This window comes from Veillonella sp. 3310 (assembly GCF_003999875.1).
Taxonomy (GTDB): domain Bacteria; phylum Bacillota; class Negativicutes; order Veillonellales; family Veillonellaceae; genus F0422.
On sequence record NZ_RQVJ01000001.1, the window covers coordinates 38,231 to 60,080 of the forward strand.

The 21,850-nt window shown below is 38.9% G+C and carries 22 protein-coding genes and 1 pseudogene; 20 read left to right on the top strand and 3 right to left on the bottom strand.

Annotated features, from left to right (window positions below; all coding sequences use genetic code 11):
- Window positions 1-7: 7 nt before the first annotated feature.
- From EO127_RS00210 to EO127_RS00290, 16 genes and pseudogenes are all read left to right on the top strand, one after another.
- The gene (locus EO127_RS00210; RefSeq protein ID WP_127447530.1) at window positions 8-1,615 is read left to right on the top strand and encodes a glycosyltransferase family 39 protein; all 1,608 of its coding nucleotides are present in this window, start codon (window positions 8-10) and stop codon (window positions 1,613-1,615) included.
- A 498-nt stretch (window positions 1,616-2,113) separates the two neighbouring features.
- The gene (locus EO127_RS00220) at window positions 2,114-2,428 is read left to right on the top strand and encodes a YdcP family protein (protein ID WP_000420682.1); all 315 of its coding nucleotides are present in this window, start codon (window positions 2,114-2,116) and stop codon (window positions 2,426-2,428) included.
- 15 nt (window positions 2,429-2,443) lie between these two features.
- Window positions 2,444-2,830: a YdcP family protein gene (locus EO127_RS00225; protein ID WP_000985015.1), complete on the top strand. Its 387-nt coding sequence runs from the start codon at window positions 2,444-2,446 to the stop codon at window positions 2,828-2,830.
- A gap of 28 nt (window positions 2,831-2,858) precedes the next feature.
- On the top strand, window positions 2,859-4,244 hold the full coding sequence (locus EO127_RS00230; protein WP_127447531.1) for an FtsK/SpoIIIE domain-containing protein: 1,386 nt from the start codon (window positions 2,859-2,861) through the stop codon (window positions 4,242-4,244).
- A gap of 2 nt (window positions 4,245-4,246) precedes the next feature.
- On the top strand, window positions 4,247-4,399 hold the full coding sequence (locus EO127_RS00235; RefSeq protein WP_000879507.1) for a hypothetical protein: 153 nt from the start codon (window positions 4,247-4,249) through the stop codon (window positions 4,397-4,399).
- A gap of 22 nt (window positions 4,400-4,421) precedes the next feature.
- Window positions 4,422-5,627 carry a MobT family relaxase gene (gene mobT, locus EO127_RS00240; protein ID WP_127447532.1) on the top strand — a complete coding sequence of 402 codons (1,206 nt, stop codon included), beginning with the start codon at window positions 4,422-4,424 and terminating at the stop codon, window positions 5,625-5,627.
- Window positions 5,628-5,669: 42 nt separating this feature from the next.
- Complete coding sequence (locus EO127_RS00245; RefSeq protein WP_001009056.1) at window positions 5,670-5,891, top strand: hypothetical protein; 222 nt, start codon at window positions 5,670-5,672, stop codon at window positions 5,889-5,891.
- Between the two features lie 116 nt (window positions 5,892-6,007).
- The gene (locus tag EO127_RS00250; protein WP_000342539.1) at window positions 6,008-6,505 is read left to right on the top strand and encodes an antirestriction protein ArdA; all 498 of its coding nucleotides are present in this window, start codon (window positions 6,008-6,010) and stop codon (window positions 6,503-6,505) included.
- 88 nt (window positions 6,506-6,593) lie between these two features.
- Window positions 6,594-6,986: a conjugal transfer protein gene (locus EO127_RS00255; protein ID WP_000723888.1), complete on the top strand. Its 393-nt coding sequence runs from the start codon at window positions 6,594-6,596 to the stop codon at window positions 6,984-6,986.
- Window positions 6,970-9,417 (top strand): annotated as a pseudogene (locus EO127_RS00260) (ATP-binding protein). The gene EO127_RS00255 and the pseudogene EO127_RS00260 overlap by 17 nt, the downstream one beginning before the upstream one ends.
- Window positions 9,418-9,419: 2 nt before the next feature.
- Window positions 9,420-11,597 (top strand): CD3337/EF1877 family mobilome membrane protein, encoded by a 2,178-nt coding sequence (locus EO127_RS00265; RefSeq protein ID WP_000804748.1) that lies wholly within the window; start codon window positions 9,420-9,422, stop codon window positions 11,595-11,597.
- A complete protein-coding gene (locus EO127_RS00270) occupies window positions 11,594-12,595 on the top strand; it encodes a lysozyme family protein (protein WP_127447533.1) in 1,002 nt (333 codons plus the stop codon). The genes EO127_RS00265 and EO127_RS00270 overlap by 4 nt, the downstream gene beginning before the upstream one ends.
- Entirely contained in the window at window positions 12,592-13,527 is a 936-nt protein-coding gene (locus tag EO127_RS00275; RefSeq protein WP_001224320.1) for a conjugal transfer protein, read from the top strand. Before EO127_RS00270 ends, EO127_RS00275 begins: the two co-directional genes overlap by 4 nt.
- Before the next feature lie 244 nt (window positions 13,528-13,771).
- Window positions 13,772-13,888 carry a tetracycline resistance determinant leader peptide gene (locus tag EO127_RS00280; protein WP_001814923.1) on the top strand — a complete coding sequence of 39 codons (117 nt, stop codon included), beginning with the start codon at window positions 13,772-13,774 and terminating at the stop codon, window positions 13,886-13,888.
- A gap of 15 nt (window positions 13,889-13,903) precedes the next feature.
- Complete coding sequence (gene tet(M), locus EO127_RS00285) at window positions 13,904-15,823, top strand: tetracycline resistance ribosomal protection protein Tet(M) (protein WP_127447534.1); 1,920 nt, start codon at window positions 13,904-13,906, stop codon at window positions 15,821-15,823.
- Between the two features lie 118 nt (window positions 15,824-15,941).
- Complete coding sequence (locus tag EO127_RS00290) at window positions 15,942-16,109, top strand: cysteine-rich KTR domain-containing protein (protein WP_000336323.1); 168 nt, start codon at window positions 15,942-15,944, stop codon at window positions 16,107-16,109.
- A gap of 59 nt (window positions 16,110-16,168) precedes the next feature.
- Here EO127_RS00290 and EO127_RS00295 read toward each other — a convergent pair whose 3' ends face one another.
- Window positions 16,169-16,522 (bottom strand): helix-turn-helix transcriptional regulator, encoded by a 354-nt coding sequence (locus EO127_RS00295; RefSeq protein WP_001227347.1) that lies wholly within the window; start codon window positions 16,520-16,522, stop codon window positions 16,169-16,171.
- Window positions 16,523-17,025: 503 nt separating this feature from the next.
- Here EO127_RS00295 and EO127_RS00305 point away from each other — a divergent pair.
- Both EO127_RS00305 and EO127_RS00310 read left to right on the top strand, forming a co-directional pair.
- On the top strand, window positions 17,026-17,448 hold the full coding sequence (locus EO127_RS00305; protein ID WP_000804885.1) for a sigma-70 family RNA polymerase sigma factor: 423 nt from the start codon (window positions 17,026-17,028) through the stop codon (window positions 17,446-17,448).
- Entirely contained in the window at window positions 17,445-17,675 is a 231-nt protein-coding gene (locus tag EO127_RS00310; protein ID WP_000857133.1) for a helix-turn-helix domain-containing protein, read from the top strand. The genes EO127_RS00305 and EO127_RS00310 overlap by 4 nt, the downstream gene beginning before the upstream one ends.
- Window positions 17,676-17,900: 225 nt before the next feature.
- Here EO127_RS00310 and EO127_RS08795 read toward each other — a convergent pair whose 3' ends face one another.
- Complete coding sequence (locus EO127_RS08795; RefSeq protein WP_001845478.1) at window positions 17,901-18,152, bottom strand: hypothetical protein; 252 nt, start codon at window positions 18,150-18,152, stop codon at window positions 17,901-17,903.
- Between EO127_RS08795 and EO127_RS00320 the strand changes: the two genes are divergently transcribed.
- Window positions 18,136-18,339 (top strand): excisionase, encoded by a 204-nt coding sequence (locus EO127_RS00320; RefSeq protein ID WP_000814511.1) that lies wholly within the window; start codon window positions 18,136-18,138, stop codon window positions 18,337-18,339. The two genes, EO127_RS08795 and EO127_RS00320, sit on opposite strands and share 17 nt — an antisense overlap.
- Window positions 18,340-18,420: 81 nt before the next feature.
- Window positions 18,421-19,638, top strand: coding sequence for a tyrosine-type recombinase/integrase (locus EO127_RS00325; protein ID WP_127447535.1), 1,218 nt, complete (start codon window positions 18,421-18,423; stop codon window positions 19,636-19,638).
- 243 nt (window positions 19,639-19,881) lie between these two features.
- Here EO127_RS00325 and EO127_RS00330 read toward each other — a convergent pair whose 3' ends face one another.
- Window positions 19,882-21,708 (bottom strand): phosphoethanolamine transferase, encoded by a 1,827-nt coding sequence (locus tag EO127_RS00330; protein ID WP_127447536.1) that lies wholly within the window; start codon window positions 21,706-21,708, stop codon window positions 19,882-19,884.
- Between the last annotated feature and the right edge of the window lie 142 nt (window positions 21,709-21,850).

The window sequence follows — 21,850 nt, forward strand, 5'->3', positions numbered from 1 at the left end:
TATTGCTATGGAACAAACATTTTCATGGAAACGGTTTGCATGGCTAGGGATGGGAACGTTCTTGTTCTACCTGTTTATGGCATGGGCGTTGCCTGTGACGGATACAGTGGAATCAAACTACGCTTTGTCTGCCGTGACCATGATGAAACATGGAGAGTTTTTGTCTCCTATGATTTATGACATGTATTGGTATGATAAACCAATTATGGCATATTGGGGGCTTATACTGTCCTACTCTTTGTTTGGTATCTCTGATTTGGCTGCTCGATTGCCATCCATTGTCGTTTCTACTTGTGCAGTATTAGCGATGTATCGGATGGCTTTCAGTATATATCAAGTAGAACGGGTTGCCATGTGGAGTGCCATTGCCCTAGGAACGGCGTTAGAATTTTGGTACATCGGTCACGCTGTCGTAACGGATGGATATTTATTTCTCTTTTCCATGGGTATTTTTTATTATGTTTACCGAGGTATCACTGGTGAAAGTCATCGCCATATGATCTATGCGTATATTTTTGCTGGATTAGCGGTGCTTACCAAAGGTCCTGTAGGAATTGTGTTGCCAGGGATTATTTTAATTCTTTACGTGGCCTTGAATCGCCGTATGGATTGGTTCAAATATGTTTTTTCTTGGAAAGGTATCCTTGCCTTTATTTTAGTCGTAGCACCTTGGTATGGCTATATGTACCATGTTCATGGTGATGCTTTTATACATGGTTTTTTAGGGCTCCATAATGTGACGAGAGCCACAGTACCAGAGCATCCGGAACATAATTGGTGGTATTTGTATTTTGCTTTGTTACCAATCTGCATAATGCCATGGACTAGTTTTGTGGTTCGTGGTATTAATGAACAGAAACATGCCTATATTTGGTATTGGTCTATTTTCTGGCTTGTAGGCACCGTTCTGTTCTATACGTGTATGGCCACTAAATATATTACGTACACATTCATTATGCTGATTCCGTTGGCATTATGGGCAGGCATGGGCATTCATGTTTGTATAGAAGGATACAAAGAACGTAAGATGACGTGGAAGGTGTTTATCCTATATGCGTTGGGTGGAGTTCCATTTTTACTAGGATTAGTCATAGCGGGATTGAGCATGTCTTTGTCACATAGTGCGTATCTTTGGATAAGTTTAGCGGTAACAGTGGTGAGTTGTATCTATGCCGCTAGTAAACGAACAGGGCATGTCTTAGTGTGTAGTATGGCAACTAGTGCTATCGTATTCTATTTAGCGTTAGTTCCTAATTTAGTACCAATTATGGAAGACCAATCTGGAAAAGTATTAGCTAATGAAGTGATGGCATTGGAGGGGGCTACGCCACTAGATGTGTATCAATATGGCAATTATCGCACGTCTTTGTCCTATTATTTAGGGCGGACGACTTCCTATATTCATTACAAAGAACATGAAAGTGTTTGGGAAGATGGGAAGAATATTATGCCTATGGTAAAACCTACTGAATTGGCAAAAGATAGAGAGAAACTATCTCGGGCTTTAATTTATGTGCCCAATAAATACACAACGTATTTTAAAGAAACAAGTATTTATAACCAGGTTCAGCCTGTAGAAAAAGATTCTAGAGGGGTCTTTTACAAAGCGAAATAATGGTAACCATAGTATTGGGGATGCTCCTAGGGAGTGTCCCCAATATATTTCTGTTACTATAGGACAGGCGGCATGAGACCTACATTCAAGGAATATTGTATGACTCGATAATAAATGAAGGAGGACAGAGAAAGCGATTCTAAAAGGCTTATGTTTAAGTATAAAAATAGCATAAAAATCTAGTTATCCGCATAAAAACTGGACTTATCACACTTTATCAAGGTCAAAACCACTCAATTTACTACTAATTTACTACTTATGAATGAGCTTTGATACGACGATTTATCCTTGAAAAGTGAAGATATAAAGATACTTCCAATAAAATTTGAATATTTAATAGGTAGACACTTCAAAAAATGAGGTGTCTATTTTTTTACCCGATTTTGAAAGGAAGTGAACTTATGAAAACAAAAAATCAAGAATCAAAAGGTCGTTCCCCACTCTTTAAGACCATCAAACATTCATTCAGCCAATAAAAAAGAAAGGATAGGTAAAAATATGGAACTTAAATTTGTGATTCCCAACATGGAAAAAACATTCGGCAATTTAGAATTTGCTGGCGAGGATAAAGTCGTTCAGCGAAGAATCAACGGACGGCTAACTGTCTTATCAAGAAGCTATAATCTCTATTCTGATGTTCAAAGAGCAGATGATATTGTGGTGGTGCTTCCTGCTGAAGCTGGCGAAAAACATTTCGGCTTTGAGGAACGTGTGAAGTTAGTCAATCCACGTATTACCGCAGAGGGCTACAAAATCGGCACTCGTGGTTTTACAAATTACCTTTTACATGCTGACGACATGATAAAAGAATAAAGAAAGAGAGGAAAAATGATGAGATTAGCAAATGGCATTGTATTAGATAAAGACACGACTTTTGGAGAATTGAAATTCTCTGCTCTACGTCGTGAAGTGAGAATCCAAAATGAAGACGGGTCGGTTTCAGATGAAATCAAGGAACGTACCTATGACTTAAAATCCAAAGGACAAGGACGCATGATTCAAGTAAGTATTCCTGCCAGCGTGCCTTTGAAAGAGTTTGATTATAACGCACGGGTGGAACTTATCAATCCCATTGCGGACACCGTTGCTACTGCCACCTATCAAGGAGCAGATGTTGACTGGTATATCAAGGCAGACGATATTGTGCTGACAAAGGATTCTAGTTCATTCAAAGCTCAACCACAAGCAAAGAAAGAACCGACACAAGACAAATAGTCGCTAGGTAGAAAGGAGACTTTTTCGCATGAAACAGCGTGGTAAAAGGATTCGCCCATCTGGTAAAGATTTAGTCTTTCATTTTACGATAGCGTCACTCCTGCCTGTTTTCCTGCTGGTTGTCGGACTGTTTCATGTGAAGACAATCCAGCAGATCAACTGGCAGGATTTTAACCTATCACAAGCAGATAAGATTGACATTCCCTATTTAATTATCAGTTTCAGTGTCGCAATTCTTATCTGCTTGCTGGTAGCGTTTGTATTCAAACGGGTTCGCTATGATACGGTTAAACAACTTTACCACCGTCAAAAACTGGCAAAGATGATACTTGAAAACAAGTGGTATGAATCTGAACAGGTCAAAACAGAGGGTTTCTTTAAAGATAGTGCTGGTCGTACAAAGGAAAAGATAACCTACTTCCCTAAAATGTATTATCGACTTAAAAATGGCTTGATACAGATACGGGTGGAAATCACGCTGGGAAAATATCAAGACCAACTCTTACACTTGGAAAAGAAATTAGAGAGTGGCTTGTACTGTGAGCTGACGGATAAAGAGTTAAAGGATTCCTATGTGGAATATACTTTGCTCTATGACACCATAGCCAGTCGTATTTCTATTGATGAAGTAGAAGCTAAAGATGGTAAACTTCGCTTAATGAAAAACGTATGGTGGGAATATGATAAGCTCCCTCATATGTTGATTGCTGGTGGTACAGGTGGCGGTAAAACTTACTTTATACTGACACTGATTGAAGCCTTGTTTCATACAGATTCAAAACTGTATATTCTTGACCCGAAAAATGCTGACCTTGCGGACTTAGGTTCTGTGATGGCAAATGTCTACTATAGAAAAGAAGACTTGCTTTCTTGCATTGAAACATTCTATGAAGAAATGATGAAACGTAGTGAGGAAATGAAGCAGATGAAGAACTATAAGACTGGCAAAAATTATGCTTACTTAGGTCTCCCGGCACACTTCTTAATCTTTGATGAATACGTCGCTTTCATGGAAATGCTGGGAACAAAAGAAAACACCGCAGTTATGAATAAGCTGAAACAGATTGTCATGTTAGGTCGTCAAGCTGGCTTCTTTCTAATACTGGCTTGTCAACGTCCAGACGCAAAATATTTAGGCGACGGAATCCGTGATCAGTTTAATTTCAGAGTGGCTTTAGGTCGTATGTCTGAAATGGGCTATGGCATGATGTTTGGCAGTGACGTACAAAAGGATTTCTTCTTAAAGCGAATCAAAGGTCGTGGCTATGTTGATGTAGGAACAAGTGTCATATCAGAGTTTTATACTCCCCTTGTACCAAAAGGATATGATTTCTTGGAGGAAATTAAAAAGTTATCCAACAGCAGACAGTCCACGCAGGCGACGTGCGAAGCGGAAGTCGCAGGTGTGGACTGATCTTGCTGGCTGGTGTGGCAATAGCCACGCCAGCACTTAACCCCCCGTATCTAACAGGGGGGTACAAATCGACAGGAAACAGTCAAAAAAACATTAGAAAATCCTTTGGTTACAAGGGATTTACAAAATTTCAGCGTATGTCAAATGGGCTTTAAAAGTTGACATACGCCTTTTTGATTGGAGGGATTTTTACTGAATGAACAAACTTGGTTACAGCATTTAAAAGAAAAACGCTTGGCTTATGGACTATCTCAAAACCGTTTAGCTGTTGCGACTGGTATTACAAGGCAGTATCTAAGCGATATTGAAACAGGAAAAGTCAAGCCATCAGAGGATTTACAGCAGTCCCTTTGGGAAGCTCTGGAACGCTTCAATCCCGACGCTCCCCTTGAAATGCTGTTTGATTATGTAAGGATTCGCTTTCCGACAACAGACGTACAGCAGGTGGTCGAAAACATCTTACAACTGAAACTGTCCTATTTTCTTCATGAGGACTATGGTTTCTATTCTTATTCAGAGCATTATGCTTTAGGCGACATATTCGTCCTTTGCTCCCATGAACTGGACAAAGGAGTTCTGGTGGAATTGAAAGGTCGTGGGTGCAGACAATTTGAAAGCTATCTTCTGGCACAACAAAGAAGCTGGTATGAGTTCTTTATGGACGTTTTGGTGGCTGGCGGTGTGATGAAACGCCTTGACCTTGCCATTAACGATAAGACAGGGATTTTGAATATCCCTGTACTCACTGAAAAGTGCCAACAGGAAGAATGTATCTCCGTCTTCCGCAGTTTTAAAAGCTATCGCAGTGGCGAACTGGTACGCAAAGAGGAAAAGGAATGTATGGGAAACACCCTCTATATCGGTTCATTACAAAGTGAAGTTTATTTCTGTATCTATGAAAAGGACTACGAGCAGTACAAGAAAAATGATATTCCCATTGAAGACGCAGAAGTAAAAAACCGTTTTGAGATTCGATTGAAAAATGAGCGTGCCTATTATGCAGTCCGTGATTTACTCGTCTATGACAATCCAGAGCATACCGTCTTTAAAATTATCAATCGGTATATCCGTTTTGTAGATAAAGACGATTCCAAACCTCGTTCTGATTGGAAACTGAATGAAGAATGGGCTTGGTTTATTGGGAACAATCGTGAACGATTAAAACTAACCACAAAACCAGAGCCTTACTCCTTCCAAAGGACGCTGAACTGGCTATCTCATCAAGTTGCCCCGACCTTAAAGGTTGCGATTAAACTTGATGAAATCAACCAGACGCAGGTTGTAAAAGACATTCTCGACCATGCGAAACTGACAGACCGACACAAGCAGATTTTGAAGCAACAGTCAGTAAAAGAACAGGACGTGATAACAACAAAAAAATAACTCAAATACAAATTCATTGAATATAGAGAGGAGAACATTTTTATGAATTTTGGACAAAACCTTTATAACTGGTTTCTATCAAACGCTCAATCACTGGTGCTTTTAGCAATCGTTGTGATTGGCTTGTATCTTGGCTTCAAGCGTGAGTTTAGCAAACTGATTGGCTTTTTAATTATTGCGATTATTGCGGTTGGCTTAGTCTTCAACGCTGCTGGAGTAAAAGACATTTTACTAGAGCTATTCAATCGCATTATTGGTGCTTAAATAAAACCGTTCTTTTGTGGAATATAAGTGGTTTTCTTATGTTCCGCAAAGGAATGGTACACCAAACGAAGTGCGGTAGGGATTTTTGAATCTCTACAAAGAAAGGACGTGAATATATGGACGATATGCAAGTCTATATTGCGAATTTAGGCAAATACAATGAGGGCGAATTGGTCGGTGCGTGGTTTACCTTTCCCATTGACTTTGAGGAAGTCAAAGAGAAAATCGGCTTGAATGATGAATATGAGGAATACGCCATTCATGACTACGAGTTACCCTTTACGGTTGACGAATACACTTCCATTGGCGAACTCAATCGACTATGGGAAATGGTATCGGAATTACCCGAAGAATTACAATCGGAGCTATCTGCTCTGCTCACTCATTTTTCAAGCATTGAAGAACTAAGCGAACATCAAGAGGATATTATCATTCATTCCGATTGTGATGATATGTATGACGTGGCACGCTACTACATTGAAGAAACGGGTGCTTTAGGCGAAGTACCAGCTAGTCTTCAAAACTATATTGATTATCAAGCCTATGGTCGGGATTTAGACCTTTCAGGAACGTTTATCTCAACCAATCATGGGATTTTTGAAATCGTCTATTAAATCTGTCGGTACATTACTACTGGCAGATTTTCTATTTTACGGGGTGGCTCAATCAGCTACCCCTATTTTTTATGAAAGGATTGATTACATGAAGAAAATACGAAGCTATACCAGTATCTGGTCTGTGGAAAAGGTACTGTATTCTATCAATGATTTTAGACTTCCGTTTCCCATAACCTTTACGCAAATGACATGGTTTGTCGTGTCACTCTTTGCAGTGATGATACTTGGCAACTTGCCCCCTCTTTCCATGATAGAGGGAGCATTTCTCAAATACTTTGGGATTCCTGTGGCTTTCACATGGTTTATGTCTACAAAAACTTTTGATGGTAAAAAGCCTTATGGATTTTTGAAGTCTGTCATTGCTTATGCACTGCGACCAAAGCTGACCTATGCAGGAAAAAAAGTAACGCTTGGCAGAAACCAGCCACAAGAAGCCATTACAGCAGTTAGGAGTGAATTTTATGGCATATCCAATTAAATACATTGAAAACAATCTCGTCTGGAATAAAGACGGGGAATGTTATGCTTACTATGAGCTTGTTCCTTACAATTACTCATTTCTAAGTCCAGAACAGAAAATACAAGTGCATGATTCTTTCAGACAGCTTATCGCACAAAATCGTGATGGCAAAATTCATGCTTTATAAATCAGTACAGAATCCAGCATACGTTCTGCACAAGAGCGTTCCAAAAATGAAGTCACTGGCAAGCTCAAAGCGGTTGCCTATGACAAAATCGACCAACAGACAGACGCTTTAATATCCATGATTGGCGAAAATCAAGTGAACTACCGTTTCTTTATCGGCTTTAAGTTGCTTCTCAACGATCAGGAGTTTTCTATGAAAAGTCTTACCGTTGAAGCAAAAAATGCTTTGTCTGATTTTGTCTATGATGTGAACCATAAGCTGATGGGCGATTTTGTTAGTATGAGTAATGATGAAATCCTGCGTTTTCAGAAGATGGAAAAGCTCTTAGAAAATAAAATCTCTCGTCGTTTCAAAATCCGCAGGTTAGATAAGGACGACTTCGGCTATCTGATTGAACACCTTTACGGACAGACAGGCACTGCCTATGAAGAGTATGAGTACCATCTATCAAAGAAAAAGCTGGATAATGAAACGCTGATTAAATACTATGACTTGATTAAGCCTACTCGCTGTTTGGTGGAAGAAAAACAGCGATATTTGAAAATCCAGCAGGAAGATGAAACCGTCTATGTAGCTTACTTTACCATTAACAGCATTGTCGGAGAACTGGACTTCCCGTCCTCTGAAATCTTCTACTACCAGCAACAGCAATTTACATTCCCGATTGATACGTCAATGAATGTGGAAATTGTAGCGAATCGTAAAGCCCTATCTACTGTCCGCAATAAAAAGAAAGAACTGAAAGACTTGGATAACCACGCTTGGCAAAGTGATAATGAAACCAGCTCCAATGTGGCGGAAGCTCTGGAAAGTGTGAATGAGCTGGAAACCAATTTAGACCAAAGCAAGGAATCTATGTACAAGCTGTCTTATGTGGTAAGGGTATCAGCAAATGATCTTGACGAACTCAAACGTCGTTGTAATGAAGTGAAAGATTTTTATGACGATTTAAGCGTAAAACTGGTACGACCATTTGGGGATATGCTCGGCTTACATGAAGAATTTTTACCTGCCAGCAAGCGTTATATGAATGATTATATTCAATACGTGACCTCTGATTTCCTCGCTGGTTTAGGTTTTGGTGCTACTCAAATGCTGGGGGAAAATGAGGGGATTTATGTTGGCTACAGCTTAGATACTGGACGCAATGTCTATCTGAAACCTGCTCTTGCCAGTCAAGGGGTTAAGGGTTCAGTAACCAATGCGTTAGCGTCGGCTTTTGTTGGTTCGCTGGGTGGTGGTAAATCCTTTGCGAATAACCTTATCGTCTATTATGCGGTGCTTTATGGGGCACAAGCAGTGATTGTAGACCCAAAAGCAGAACGTGGCAGATGGAAAGAAACCTTGCCAGAGATTTCCCATGAAATCAATATCGTCACTCTGACTTCTGATGAGAAAAACAAAGGCTTACTTGACCCTTATGTGATTATGAAAAATCCCAAAGATTCTGAATCACTGGCTATTGATATTCTGACATTCCTTACGGGGATTTCCTCTCGTGATGGGGAACGCTTCCCAATCCTTAGAAAAGCCATTCGTGCAGTAACCAATAGTGAAGTACGAGGGTTGATGAAAGTGATTGAGGAATTACGGGTTGAGAATACGCCACTAAGTACCAGTATAGCCGACCATATCGAAAGTTTTACAGACTATGACTTTGCACATTTATTATTCAGTAATGGTTATGTGGAGCAGTCTATCAGCTTAGAAAAACAACTGAACATTATACAGGTTGCGGACTTGGTACTTCCCGACAAGGAAACTTCCTTTGAGGAATATACCACTATGGAGCTTTTATCCGTTGCTATGCTGATTGTCATTAGTACCTTTGCTTTAGACTTTATCCATACAGACCGAAGCATTTTCAAGATTGTAGATTTAGACGAAGCATGGAGCTTTTTACAGGTAGCACAAGGAAAAACACTATCTATGAAGCTGGTTCGGGCTGGTCGTGCTATGAACGCTGGGGTATATTTCGTGACCCAAAATACAGACGACCTCTTAGATGAAAAACTGAAAAATAACCTCGGCTTAAAATTTGCATTTCGTTCCACTGACCTTAACGAGATTAAAAAGACCTTAGCCTTTTTTGGTGTAGACCCAGAGGACGAAAACAATCAGAAGCGATTGCGTGATTTGGAAAACGGGCAATGCCTTATCAGTGATTTATATGGTCGTGTCGGTGTGATACAGTTCCACCCTGTATTTGAAGAACTGCTCCATGCCTTTGATACCAGACCACCTGTGCGAAAAGAGGTGTAAATGTGAAACCATCAATAGTAAACAGAATAAAATCAAACTGGACGCTGAAACGTCTAGGTAAAGTGGCAATGACAGTGGCTTTCACACTTGTGATTGCCATTTTTCTTTTAGCCATGCTGGGAACGGTGGTTCAAGCTGCGGGCTTGGTAGATGATACGGTCAATGTGGCAAATGAATACAGCCGATACCCACTTGAAAACTATCAACTGGATTTTTATGTGGATAATAGCTGGGGCTGGCTTCCGTGGAACTGGTCGGACGGGATTGGAAAACAGGTCATGTATGGACTATATGCCATTACCAATTTTATTTGGACAATCAGTTTGTATGTTTCCAATGCGACAGGTTACTTAGTACAGGAAGCCTATTCCTTAGACTTCATTTCCGCTACAGCAGATTCCATTGGTAAGAATATGCAGACCTTAGCTGGTGTGAGTGCAAACGGATTTTCAACAGAGGGTTTCTATGTTGGATTCCTCTTACTCTTGATTTTGGTTCTTGGGGTTTATGTTGCCTATACGGGACTGATAAAGAGAGAAACCACAAAGGCAATTCATGCCATTATGAATTTTGTGCTGGTGTTTATCCTATCGGCTTCCTTTATTGCCTACGCTCCCGACTACATTAAAAAAATCAATGACTTTTCATCAGACATCAGTAATGCCAGTTTATCACTTGGCACGAAGATTGTCATGCCCCATTCCGATAGTCAAGGCAAGGACAGCGTGGACTTAATCAGAGATAGCCTGTTTTCCATACAGGTTCAGCAACCGTGGCTACTGCTTCAATACAACAGTTCAGACATTGAAAGTATCGGTATTGACCGTGTGGAAAGCCTGCTCTCCACCAGCCCAGATTCCAACAATGGCGAAGACAGAGAAAAAATTGTTGCGGAAGAAATTGAAGACAGAAGCAATACCAATCTAACCATTACAAAGACCATTAACCGTTTAGGTACAGTCTTCTTCCTATTTGTCTTCAATATTGGGATTTCCATATTTGTATTCCTATTAACAGGAATCATGATTTTCTCGCAGGTACTTTTTATCATCTATGCTATGTTTCTGCCTGTGAGCTTTATTTTAAGCATGATTCCATCATTTGATGGTATGTCAAAACGAGCCATAACAAAGCTCTTTAATACCATTTTGACACGAGCTGGAATCACATTGATTATTACGACAGCATTTAGTATTTCAACCATGCTCTATACCTTATCGGCTGGTTATCCGTTCTTTTTGATTGCTTTTCTACAGATTGTGACCTTTGCAGGAATCTACTTCAAGCTGGGCGATTTAATGAGTATGTTTTCTCTACAGAGTAACGATTCTCAAAGTGTGGGAAGTCGTGTGATGAGAAAACCTCGTATGCTTATGCACGCTCACATGCACCGTCTACAGCGGAAACTTGGACGTTCCATGACTACTCTAGGGGCTGGGTCTGCCATTGTTACAGGTAAAAAAGGACAGTCGGGTTCGGGGAGTTCTGCAAGGACACAAGCAGATCACTCCCGACCAGACGGAAAGGAAAAATCAACACTTGGAAAACGTATCGGTCAAACCATCGGTACAGTAGCTGATACCAAAGACAGAATGGTAGACACTGCTAGTGGTTTGAAAGAACAGGTTAAAGATTTGCCGACCAATGCAAGATATGCAGTATATCAAGGAAAATCCAAAGTAAAAGAGAATGTCCGTGATTTAACCAGTAGTATTTCTCAAACCAAAGCGGACAGAGCCAGTGGACGCAAGGAACAGCAGGAACAAAGGCGAAAAACCATTGCGAAGCGTCGCTCTGAAATGGAACAGGTCAAACAGAAAAAACAGCCTGCTTCTTCTGTTCATGAAAGACCGACTACAAGACAAGAACAATATCATGATGAACAGACCTCAAAACAGTCTAATATTCAGACTTCATATAAGGAATCTCAACAAGCCAAACAAGAGCGTCCAGCAGTTAAGTCCGATTTTTCAAGTCCAAAAGTGGAACGCCAAGGCAATACCGTTCAAGAAAAAACCGTTCAAAAGCCAGCAACTTCAACCACTACAGCAGATAGAACTTCACAACGTCCAATCACAAAAGAACGTCCGTCTACTGTTCAAAGAGTACCACTACAAAATACAAGAAGTAGACCACCAATCAAAACCGCCACCATTAAGAAAGTCGGTAAGAAACCATGAAGTTGAAAACTTTAGTGATTGGTGGTTCTGGATTATTCTTGATGGTCTTCTCACTGCTTCTGTTTGTTGCCATTTTATTTTCAGATGAACAGGACAGCGGAATTTCCAATATTCATTATGGAGGTGTGAATGTTTCCGCAGAAGTGCTGGCTCATAAGCCTATGGTAGAAAAATATGCCAAAGAATATGGCGTTGAAGAATATGTCAACATACTTCTTGCGATTATACTGGTGGAATCGGGCGGTACTGCGGAAGATGTTATGCAGTCCTCGGAATCCCTCGGTCTTCCACCTAATTCATTGAGTACAGAAGAATCCATTAAGCAAGGTGTGAAGTATTTCAGTGAATTATTAGCCAGTAGCGAAAGGCTCAGTGTAGATTTAGAATCGGTTATCCAGTCCTACAATTATGGTGGTGGTTTCTTAGGGTATGTGGCTAATCGTGGAAATAAATATACCTTTGAACTGGCTCAAAGTTTCTCAAAAGAGTATTCAGGTGGCGAAAAAGTGTCTTACCCCAATCCCATAGCCATACCTATCAATGGGGGCTGGCGATACAACTATGGCAATATGTTTTATGTGCAACTGGTAACGCAGTATCTTGTCACAACAGAGTTTGATGATGATACGGTACAAGCCATCATGGACGAAGCACTGAAATATGAGGGCTGGCGATACGTTTACGGTGGAGCTTCCCCGACTACTTCTTTTGATTGTAGCGGACTGACACAATGGACGTATGGAAAAGCTGGAATTAACTTACCACGAACCGCACAACAGCAATATGATGTGACCCAGCATATCCCACTATCGGAAGCACAAGCTGGCGATTTGGTTTTCTTTCATTCTACCTATAACGCTGGCTCTTATATTACTCATGTTGGGATATACCTTGGCAATAACCGTATGTTTCATGCAGGCGACCCAATCGGTTATGCCGACTTAACAAGCCCCTACTGGCAACAGCATTTAGTGGGAGCAGGACGAATCAAACAATGAGAAAGGAAGATTTAATGATGAAATTTAGAAAAAATCAGAATAAAGAAAAACAGATACCAAAGGAAAAGAAACCTCGTGTCTACTATAAGGTCAATCCTCATAAAAAGGTTGTGATTGCCTTGTGGGTACTTTTAGGGCTTAGTTTCAGCTTTGCGATATTCAAGCACTTTACAGCTATAGATACTCATACTATTCACGAAACAACTATCATAGAAAAGGAATACGTTGATACTCATCATGTAGAAAATTTTGTAGAGAACTTTGCGAAAGTCTACTATTCATGGGAGCAATCCGATAAGTCCATTGATAATCGAATGGAAAGTCTAAAAGGCTATCTGACAGATGAACTTCAAGCTCTCAATGTTGATACAGTACGCAAAGATATTCCTGTATCGTCTTCTGTAAGAGGATTTCAGATATGGACGGTAGAGCCAACTGGCGACAATGAGTTTAATGTAACCTACAGTGTAGACCAGCTCATTACAGAGGGAGAAAATACAAAGACCGTCCACTCTGCTTATATAGTGAGTGTCTATGTAGATGGTTCTGGAAATATGGTACTGGTTAAGAATCCGACCATTACCAACATACCTAAGAAATCAAGTTATAAACCAAAAGCCATTGAAAGTGAGGGGACGGTTGATTCCATTACAACCAATGAAATCAATGAGTTTTTAACGACGTTCTTCAAGCTCTATCCTACAGCGACAGCCAGTGAACTTTCCTACTATGTGAATGACGGGATATTAAAACCAATCGGAAAAGAGTACATCTTTCAAGAACTGGTAAATCCTATTCACAATCGTAAGGATAATCAAGTCACGGTATCGCTGACAGTGGAGTATATCGACCAGCAGACCAAAGCAACGCAGGTATCTCAATTTGATTTGGTACTTGAAAAGAACGGGAGTAATTGGAAGATTATAGAATAACAAATATTGGTACATTATTACAGCTATTTTGTAATCACGTACTCTCTTTGATAAAAAATTGGAGATTCCTTTACAAATATGCTCTTACGTGCTATTATTTAAGTATCTATTTAAAAGGAGTTAATAAATATGCGGCAAGGTATTCTTAAATAAACTGTCAAATTGATAGTGGGAACAAATAATTGGATGTCCTTTTTTAGGAGGGCTTAGTTTTTTGTACCCAGTTTAAGAATACCTTTATCATGTGATTCTAAAGTATCCGGAGAATATCTGTATGCTTTGTATGCCTATGGTTATGCATAAAAATCCCAGTGATAAGAGTATTTATCACTGGGATTTTTATGCCCTTTTGGGCTTTTGAATGGAGGAAAATCACATGAAAATTATTAATATTGGAGTTTTAGCTCATGTTGATGCGGGAAAAACTACCTTAACAGAAAGCTTATTATATAACAGTGGAGCGATTACAGAATTAGGAAGCGTGGACAGAGGTACAACGAAAACGGATAATACGCTTTTAGAACGTCAGAGAGGAATTACAATTCAGACGGCGATAACCTCTTTTCAGTGGAAAAATACTAAGATAAACATCATAGACACGCCAGGACATATGGATTTTTTAGCAGAAGTATATCGTTCATTATCAGTATTAGATGGGGCAATTCTACTGATTTCTGCAAAAGATGGCGTACAAGCACAAACTCGTATATTGTTTCATGCACTTAGGAAAATAGGTATTCCCACAATCTTTTTTATCAATAAGATTGACCAAAATGGAATTGATTTATCAACGGTTTATCAGGATATTAAAGAGAAACTTTCTGCGGAAATTGTAATCAAACAGAAGGTAGAACTGCATCCTATTATGCGTGTAATGAACTTTACCGAATCTGAACAATGGGATATGGTAATAGAAGGAAATGATTACCTTTTGGAGAAATATACGTCTGGGAAATTATTGGAAGCATTAGAACTCGAACAAGAGGAAAGCATAAGATTTCATAATTGTTCCCTGTTCCCTGTTTATCACGGAAGTGCAAAAAACAATATAGGGATTGATAACCTTATAGAAGTGATTACGAATAAATTTTATTCATCAACACATCGAGGTCAGTCTGAACTTTGCGGAAAAGTTTTCAAAATTGAGTATTCGGAAAAAAGACAGCGTCTTGCATATATACGTCTTTATAGTGGCGTACTGCATTTGCGAGATTCGGTTAGAATATCGGAAAATGAAAAAATAAAAATTACAGAAATGTATACTTCAATAAATGGTGAATTATGTAAAATCGATAAGGCTTATTCCGGGGAAATTGTTATTTTGCAGAATGAGTTTTTGAAGTTAAATAGTGTTCTTGGAGATACAAAGCTATTGCCACAGAGAGAGAGAATTGAAAATCCGCACCCTCTACTACAAACGACTGTTGAACCGAGCAAACCTCAACAAAGGGAAATGTTACTTGATGCACTTTTAGAAATCTCCGACAGTGACCCGCTTCTGCGATATTATGTGGATTCTGCGACACATGAAATCATACTTTCTTTCTTAGGGAAAGTACAAATGGAAGTGACTTGTGCTCTGCTGCAAGAAAAGTATCATGTGGAGATAGAAATAAAAGAGCCTACAGTCATTTATATGGAAAGACCGTTAAAAAAAGCAGAGTATACCATTCACATCGAAGTTCCACCGAATCCTTTCTGGGCTTCCATTGGTCTATCTGTAGCACCGCTTCCATTAGGGAGCGGAGTACAGTATGAGAGCTCGGTTTCTCTTGGATACTTAAATCAATCGTTTCAAAATGCAGTTATGGAGGGGATACGCTATGGCTGTGAACAAGGATTGTATGGTTGGAATGTGACGGACTGTAAAATCTGTTTTAAGTATGGCTTATACTATAGCCCTGTTAGTACCCCAGCAGATTTTCGGATGCTTGCTCCTATTGTATTGGAACAAGTCTTAAAAAAAGCTGGAACAGAATTGTTAGAGCCATATCTTAGTTTTAAAATTTATGCGCCACAGGAATATCTTTCACGAGCATACAACGATGCTCCTAAATATTGTGCGAACATCGTAGACACTCAATTGAAAAATAATGAGGTCATTCTTAGTGGAGAAATCCCTGCTCGGTGTATTCAAGAATATCGTAGTGATTTAACTTTCTTTACAAATGGACGTAGTGTTTGTTTAACAGAGTTAAAAGGGTACCATGTTACTACCGGTGAACCTGTTTGCCAGCCCCGTCGTCCAAATAGTCGGATAGATAAAGTACGATATATGTTCAATAAAATAACTTAGTGTATTTTATGTTGTTATATAAATATGGTTTCTTGTTAAATAAGATGAAATATTTTTTAATAAAGATTTGAATTAAAGTGTAAAGGAGGAGATAGTTATTATAAACTACAAGTGGATATTGTGTCCTGTATGTGGAAATAAAACACGATTAAAGATAAGGGAAGATACTGAATTAAAAAAATTCCCCCTCTATTGTCCGAAATGCAGACAAGAAAATTTAATTGAAATAAAGCAGTTCAAAGTAACTGTGATTACAGAGCCAGACGCAAAGACGCAGAGCCGATAAAATGAGATTAATACAATCTCATTTTATCGGCTCTTTCCGTTATGTATGGATTCTTTTAATTAGTCTTCGATGTTTCTTGCTTCGTTGATACCGCTGGCTAAAGATTCCATTAAGGATAGTTCTTTGTCTGTAAAGCTATCCATGTATTTCTCTATCTGTAATCGTCGGGTGCTTTTTACCAAGTTATTAGCAGGTAAGAAAAATTCATCAACGGAAACATGAAGTAACGATACAAGGTCATAAAGAACTTGTATGCTGGGGTGTTGCCCTTTATTTTCAATATTAGTTAAGTACCGTGGGTCAATTTCAATCAATGCTCCCACTTGTTCACGAGTTAAACCTCGTTTCAATCGAGCTTCTTTAATGGCTAAACCAAAGGCTCTAAAATCATATTTATCTTCTTTTTTACGCATAGTAGACCACCTCTATACATTTTATTGTTCCTACTGAATTAAAAACAGGTATAGAAAAACGTGTTATATGGTTTATAGGTTTATATTTAATAAAAAGCACTACTAAACGCCAATAAAAAAACCGTTATATGGTAGTGCTATTTACGCTGTTAAAATATTGTATATTACTTCCAAATGGCGGTTTGTTGGAGGTCAACGTCGCCATGAAGTACATCATATACAATAAATTTCCTTACATTGGGTTCTTGTCAAAAAAAGTCGTCTATCTGCAATAGATAAGTACGTCCACCAATATGGTTTTATAAATCATATAGATAGAATAACAGAAGCATGTAAACAGAGAAATAAATCTGTTTATATGCTTTTTTGGCTATTCAGAACTTTTTTACAAAGTTTATTTATCAGTAATGCAACAAATCCCCCTTTCACATTGGGACTAAGAGTGAAAGGAGATAAACGAGCAAGGCTCACTTCCTTTCCTAGACAGAAAGGGGGTGAGAAACATGAAACCATCTTCTTTTCAGACCACAATAGAAAATCAGTTTGACTATATCTGTAAACGTGCTATGGAAGACGAGCGAAAGAATTATATGCTTTATCTTTCAAGGATTGCAAAGCGTGAGGTGTCCTTTTCGGATGTTGGCGATTATCTTGTTAGCCAGTTTGCGACAACAGATAACTATTCAACTGACTTTCAGATTTTTACACTCAATGGGTTATCAGTAGGCGTTGAAAATGATTTGTTGAGTGAAGCATTACGTGAGTTGCCAGACAAGAAACGTGAAATTCTACTGCTGTTTTACTTTATGGACATGAGCGATTCAGAAATTGCAGACCTGTTGAAATTGAACCGTTCTACTGTCTATCGGCATAGAACCAGTGGACTAGCCTTAATTAAAAAGTTTATGGAGGAATTTGAAGAATGAAAACACAATATCCTATGATTCCCTTTCCTCTCATTGTAAAGGCAACAGATGGCGATACCGAAGCGATTAACCAGATTCTACATCATTACAGAGGGTACATAACGAAGCGTTCCCTACGACTTATGAAAGATGAATATGGCAATCAAAGTATGGTCGTTGATGAAGTCTTACGTGGAAGAATGGAAACCAGACTGATTACAAAGATTTTGTCATTTGAAATTAAGTAATATCCTCTCTCCTTTCGTGGAAGCGTGCTAAACCATTCCACGCTTCCCGAACAGGGAGGTTTGTTATTCCACCAAAGCATATTGAGCTTTCAATGTGTTTTGATAGGCTAACGAGCCATTGTTCTTTGAAAACTGAATAAAAGTAATCGAATACGTTTCGATAAGAAAAGAGCCAACGGAACTAACCGCCATGACCTATCTTATAAAGATAGCGAGCGATTCATGTTAGTGATCCGAGAAGCAATCTTTAGCAGGATTGCCTGCAACGACATTCTTATCGTGATAATGATACTCCCATACAGTCAATAGTCCGAGCGTGATAAAACCGTCGCAGGCAATGAGTATGGCTACATGAGAACCATGCAGGGGTGGAACTCCCGTGAGCTTTGCTAAAGCTGTTCGATTGCTGGTAAAACAACTTTTATGAAATCCAAATAAGTGATTTGGAAAGGAGGATTTTATGAAGCAGACTGACATTCCTATTTGGGAACGTTATACCCTAACCATTGAAGAAGCGTCAAAATATTTTCGTATTGGCGAAAACAAGCTACGACGCTTGGCAGAGGAAAATAAAAATGCAAATTGGCTGATTATGAATGGCAATCGTATTCAGATTAAACGAAAACAATTTGAAAAAATTATAGATACATTGGACGCAATCTAGCGTCGCCAAAGGGTCTTGTATATGATAAAATAGTATTAAGTCGTATCAAGGCTCTTTCCATAAAGGAAAGGAGCAAATGCCATGTCAGAAAAAAGACGTGACAATAAAGGTCGAAGCTTAAAGACTGGAGAGAGCCAACGAAAAGACGGAAGATACTTATACAAATATATAGATTCATTTGGAGAACCGCAATTTGTTTACTCGTGGAAACTTGTGGCTACAGACCGAGTACCAGCAGGAAAGCGTGATTGTATCTCACTTAGAGAGAAAATCGCAGAGTTACAGAAAGACATTCATGATGGTATTGATGTTGTAGGAAAGAAAATGACACTCTGCCAGCTTTACGCAAAACAGAACGCTCAAAGACCAAAGGTTAGAAAAAACACTGAAACTGGACGCAAATATCTTATGGATATTTTGAAGAAAGACAAGTTAGGTGTAAGAAGTATTGACAGTATTAAGCCATCAGACGCTAAAGAATGGGCTATTAGAATGAGTGAAAATGGTTATGCTTATCAAACCATCAATAACTACAAACGTTCTTTAAAGGCTTCATTCTATATTGCTATACAAGATGATTGTGTTCGGAAGAATCCATTTGACTTTCAACTGAAAGCAGTTCTTGATGATGATACTGTCCCTAAGACCGTACTAACAGAAGAACAGGAAGAAAAACTGTTAGCCTTTGCAAAAGCTGATAAAACCTACAGCAAAAATTATGATGAAATTCTGATACTCTTAAAAACAGGTCTTCGTATTTCAGAGTTTGGTGGTTTGACACTTCCAGATTTAGATTTTGAGAATCGTCTTGTCAATATAGACCATCAGCTATTGAGAGATACTGAAATTGGGTACTACATTGAAACACCAAAGACCAAAAGTGGCGAACGTCAAGTTCCTATGGTTGAAGAAGCCTATCAAGCATTTAAGCGAGTGTTAGCGAATCGAAAGAATGATAAGCGTGTTGAGATTGATGGATATAGTGATTTCCTCTTTCTTAATAGAAAGAACTATCCAAAAGTGGCAAGTGATTACAACGGCATGATGAAAGGTCTTGTTAAGAAATACAATAAGTATAACGAGGATAAATTGCCACACATCACTCCACATAGTTTGCGACATACATTCTGTACCAACTATGCAAATGCAGGAATGAATCCAAAGGCATTACAGTACATTATGGGACATGCTAATATAGCCATGACGCTGAACTATTACGCACATGCAACATTCGATTCTGCAATGGCAGAAATAAAACGCTTGAATAAAGAGAAGCAACAGGAGCGTCTTGTTGCTTAGTAGTACAAATGAATTTACTACTTATTTACCACTTCTGACAGCTAAGACATGAGGAAATATGCAAAGAAACGTGAAGTATCTTCCTACAGTAAAAATACTCGAAAGCACATAGAATAAGGCTTTACGAGCATTTAAGAAAATATAAAAAGATAATTAGAAATTTATACTTTGTTTATATACAAAAAATAGATATGAAACAGGCACCAACGCAATAGCTGGTGCCTGTTTTGTGCTTGTAGTAGTTTATTTCGCCTCAGGATCTAAGGACAACGGTTGTGTACCTAACATTGTGGTTAAGTTATTGACATTAAAGCGATAGGCTTTGTTAGAAAAATCTCGTGTGACATCGTAGTTACCAGATGGAGCATGTATGATGCCTACGAGCATATCATACAATAAGTCATTGGTGAAATATTGTTGTTCATGATTGCGTAGGGTAATTGCTGTTTCTGGATATGCTGTACGATATGTAGGAGATAAGTAAATCCACATTGGTATCCGTGTCATTCCAAAATTGAAGATATCTGGATTGTGAGATGTTTTAATATTTTCTCCATGGTCAGAGAAGTATACCATGGCTTGTAAGTTTAAGTTATCCTTAGCATAGGTGTAAATTTCTTGTAACAGCCAATCAGTATATAGTTGGCTGTTGGCATAGGCCTCAATGCCTTCTGGATTTGGACCTTGTTTCCATTTGCTAAACTCGTGTGGATATCTATCATTGTAATAGATATGGCTACCCATAATATGAATGACGATGAAATTATTTTGGTTCTTTGGTACGTCTTTTAAAAGTGGCAACAAAGCGCCATCATATTGATCGGAGAAGGCGTAGGATTCATGCGCCCATCGAGGGGTATCACTAGCTTTAGCGATAAGGGAAATAGCAGTATCATACTCGCCATATACACCTTGGTTAGACAACCAAGAGGTGTGATATCCAGCTTTTTTTGCTACATCGATAATAGTCGTAGCATCAAAGAACGGTTTATCATCATATTGATTACGCTCTGTTAAGGCCCTTTCTAAAGTTGGTACTGTTTGTACATAGGAAGAGTAAGCGTGCTTAAAGACATTGAAGTTTGGGTTTTGATACAAGGATCCTTGCCATGGAGTATCATCATAAGGGAAGTCTGGTGTGTACATTTTCATGTAATCTCTAGAAGAAGATTCTCCGATGACTAAGATGACAGTACCCGGTGTTTTTTGTGCCGCTGTTTCTGTAGTGCTTAATTGTAAATTGTTGAAGACACTCACATGCTTATCGTTATAAGATTGCAACTCTTTCATATAAGCTCTTACTTCTAACCAGTTGCTGACGATATCGGTACGAGGGAACAAATAATATCCACCATATACAATGAGTGCAATGGACACTATCCATTTCATATCATTTTGATAGCGCTGAAAGAAAGAGGAAATAAATGTAGTAGGCTCATCATTTATTTGAGCTTTCACATTGGCGAAGTAGAAAAGACCAAGAATGATAGCGATGCCAAGGATAGCTCCTCCAATGCCACCTACGCCGATGATGTTTTTGACAAAGCCTAAGGCTTCCTCAGGGTTTGTTTGGTATAAAGCCATCATAGTTGCAGGCGTAATGCAATGCCAAGTGGATAGATAGTATCCGATTTGACCTGCTGGAATGAGAAGTAATACTACATCAAGAAGGCTATATAGACTAGCCCAAATTCGTTTTGCTTTTCCCCATTGTAGTAACCAATAGTGTGTAACACTAAGGCCACAGAAGAGAACGAGACCGAAGAGATAGTCGTTGGCAAATTCGTAGAAGTAAAATGGTTTTTCATAGGACCAATGGAATAAGAGGGGGAATGTTAATGCCCAACTGATACCCACGATACCATGACCGATGAGATACCTTTTTGTAAAGGAACTACGAATAATCGATTGTAAGACGGTTAGACCTACAATAGTAGGAACGAATAAGGTAAGTACATCTTCTATGTCAAAGCCTAAGGTTATGGGTTCGTAGATATAAAATAGTGCCACTGCGATGATAGTGGACACGATGGTATACAGTCCTAGCTGTTTCCATCTTTGACGATGCATAGTGTCGCCTCTCTTTCTGGGTGTAGCAATTTTTGCCCATTTCATTTATAATACATATAGATACATACGTTGGTATGTCTATGTATTATTCTAACTGTTTCTAATAGGAAATGCAATTTTTTCATACAAGGTGTGGTGAAAG

What these genes read in the sequence shown, in the direction of transcription:
- EO127_RS00210 (WP_127447530.1), top strand. Translation starts at nt 8, where the DNA reads ATGGAACAAACATTTTCATGGAAACGGTTTGCATGGCTAGGGATGGGA.
- EO127_RS00220 (WP_000420682.1), top strand. Translation starts at nt 2,114, where the DNA reads ATGGAACTTAAATTTGTGATTCCCAACATGGAAAAAACATTCGGCAAT.
- EO127_RS00225 (WP_000985015.1), top strand. Translation starts at nt 2,444, where the DNA reads ATGATGAGATTAGCAAATGGCATTGTATTAGATAAAGACACGACTTTT.
- EO127_RS00230 (WP_127447531.1), top strand. Translation starts at nt 2,859, where the DNA reads ATGAAACAGCGTGGTAAAAGGATTCGCCCATCTGGTAAAGATTTAGTC.
- EO127_RS00245 (WP_001009056.1), top strand. Translation starts at nt 5,670, where the DNA reads ATGAATTTTGGACAAAACCTTTATAACTGGTTTCTATCAAACGCTCAA.
- EO127_RS00250 (WP_000342539.1), top strand. Translation starts at nt 6,008, where the DNA reads ATGGACGATATGCAAGTCTATATTGCGAATTTAGGCAAATACAATGAG.
- EO127_RS00255 (WP_000723888.1), top strand. Translation starts at nt 6,594, where the DNA reads ATGAAGAAAATACGAAGCTATACCAGTATCTGGTCTGTGGAAAAGGTA.
- EO127_RS00270 (WP_127447533.1), top strand. Translation starts at nt 11,594, where the DNA reads ATGAAGTTGAAAACTTTAGTGATTGGTGGTTCTGGATTATTCTTGATG.
- EO127_RS00275 (WP_001224320.1), top strand. Translation starts at nt 12,592, where the DNA reads ATGAGAAAGGAAGATTTAATGATGAAATTTAGAAAAAATCAGAATAAA.
- EO127_RS00295 (WP_001227347.1), bottom strand. Translation starts at nt 16,522, where the DNA reads ATGCGTAAAAAAGAAGATAAATATGATTTTAGAGCCTTTGGTTTAGCC.
- EO127_RS00305 (WP_000804885.1), top strand. Translation starts at nt 17,026, where the DNA reads ATGAAACCATCTTCTTTTCAGACCACAATAGAAAATCAGTTTGACTAT.
- EO127_RS00310 (WP_000857133.1), top strand. Translation starts at nt 17,445, where the DNA reads ATGAAAACACAATATCCTATGATTCCCTTTCCTCTCATTGTAAAGGCA.
- EO127_RS00320 (WP_000814511.1), top strand. Translation starts at nt 18,136, where the DNA reads ATGAAGCAGACTGACATTCCTATTTGGGAACGTTATACCCTAACCATT.
- EO127_RS08795 (WP_001845478.1), bottom strand. Translation starts at nt 18,152, where the DNA reads ATGTCAGTCTGCTTCATAAAATCCTCCTTTCCAAATCACTTATTTGGA.
- EO127_RS00325 (WP_127447535.1), top strand. Translation starts at nt 18,421, where the DNA reads ATGTCAGAAAAAAGACGTGACAATAAAGGTCGAAGCTTAAAGACTGGA.
- EO127_RS00330 (WP_127447536.1), bottom strand. Translation starts at nt 21,708, where the DNA reads ATGCATCGTCAAAGATGGAAACAGCTAGGACTGTATACCATCGTGTCC.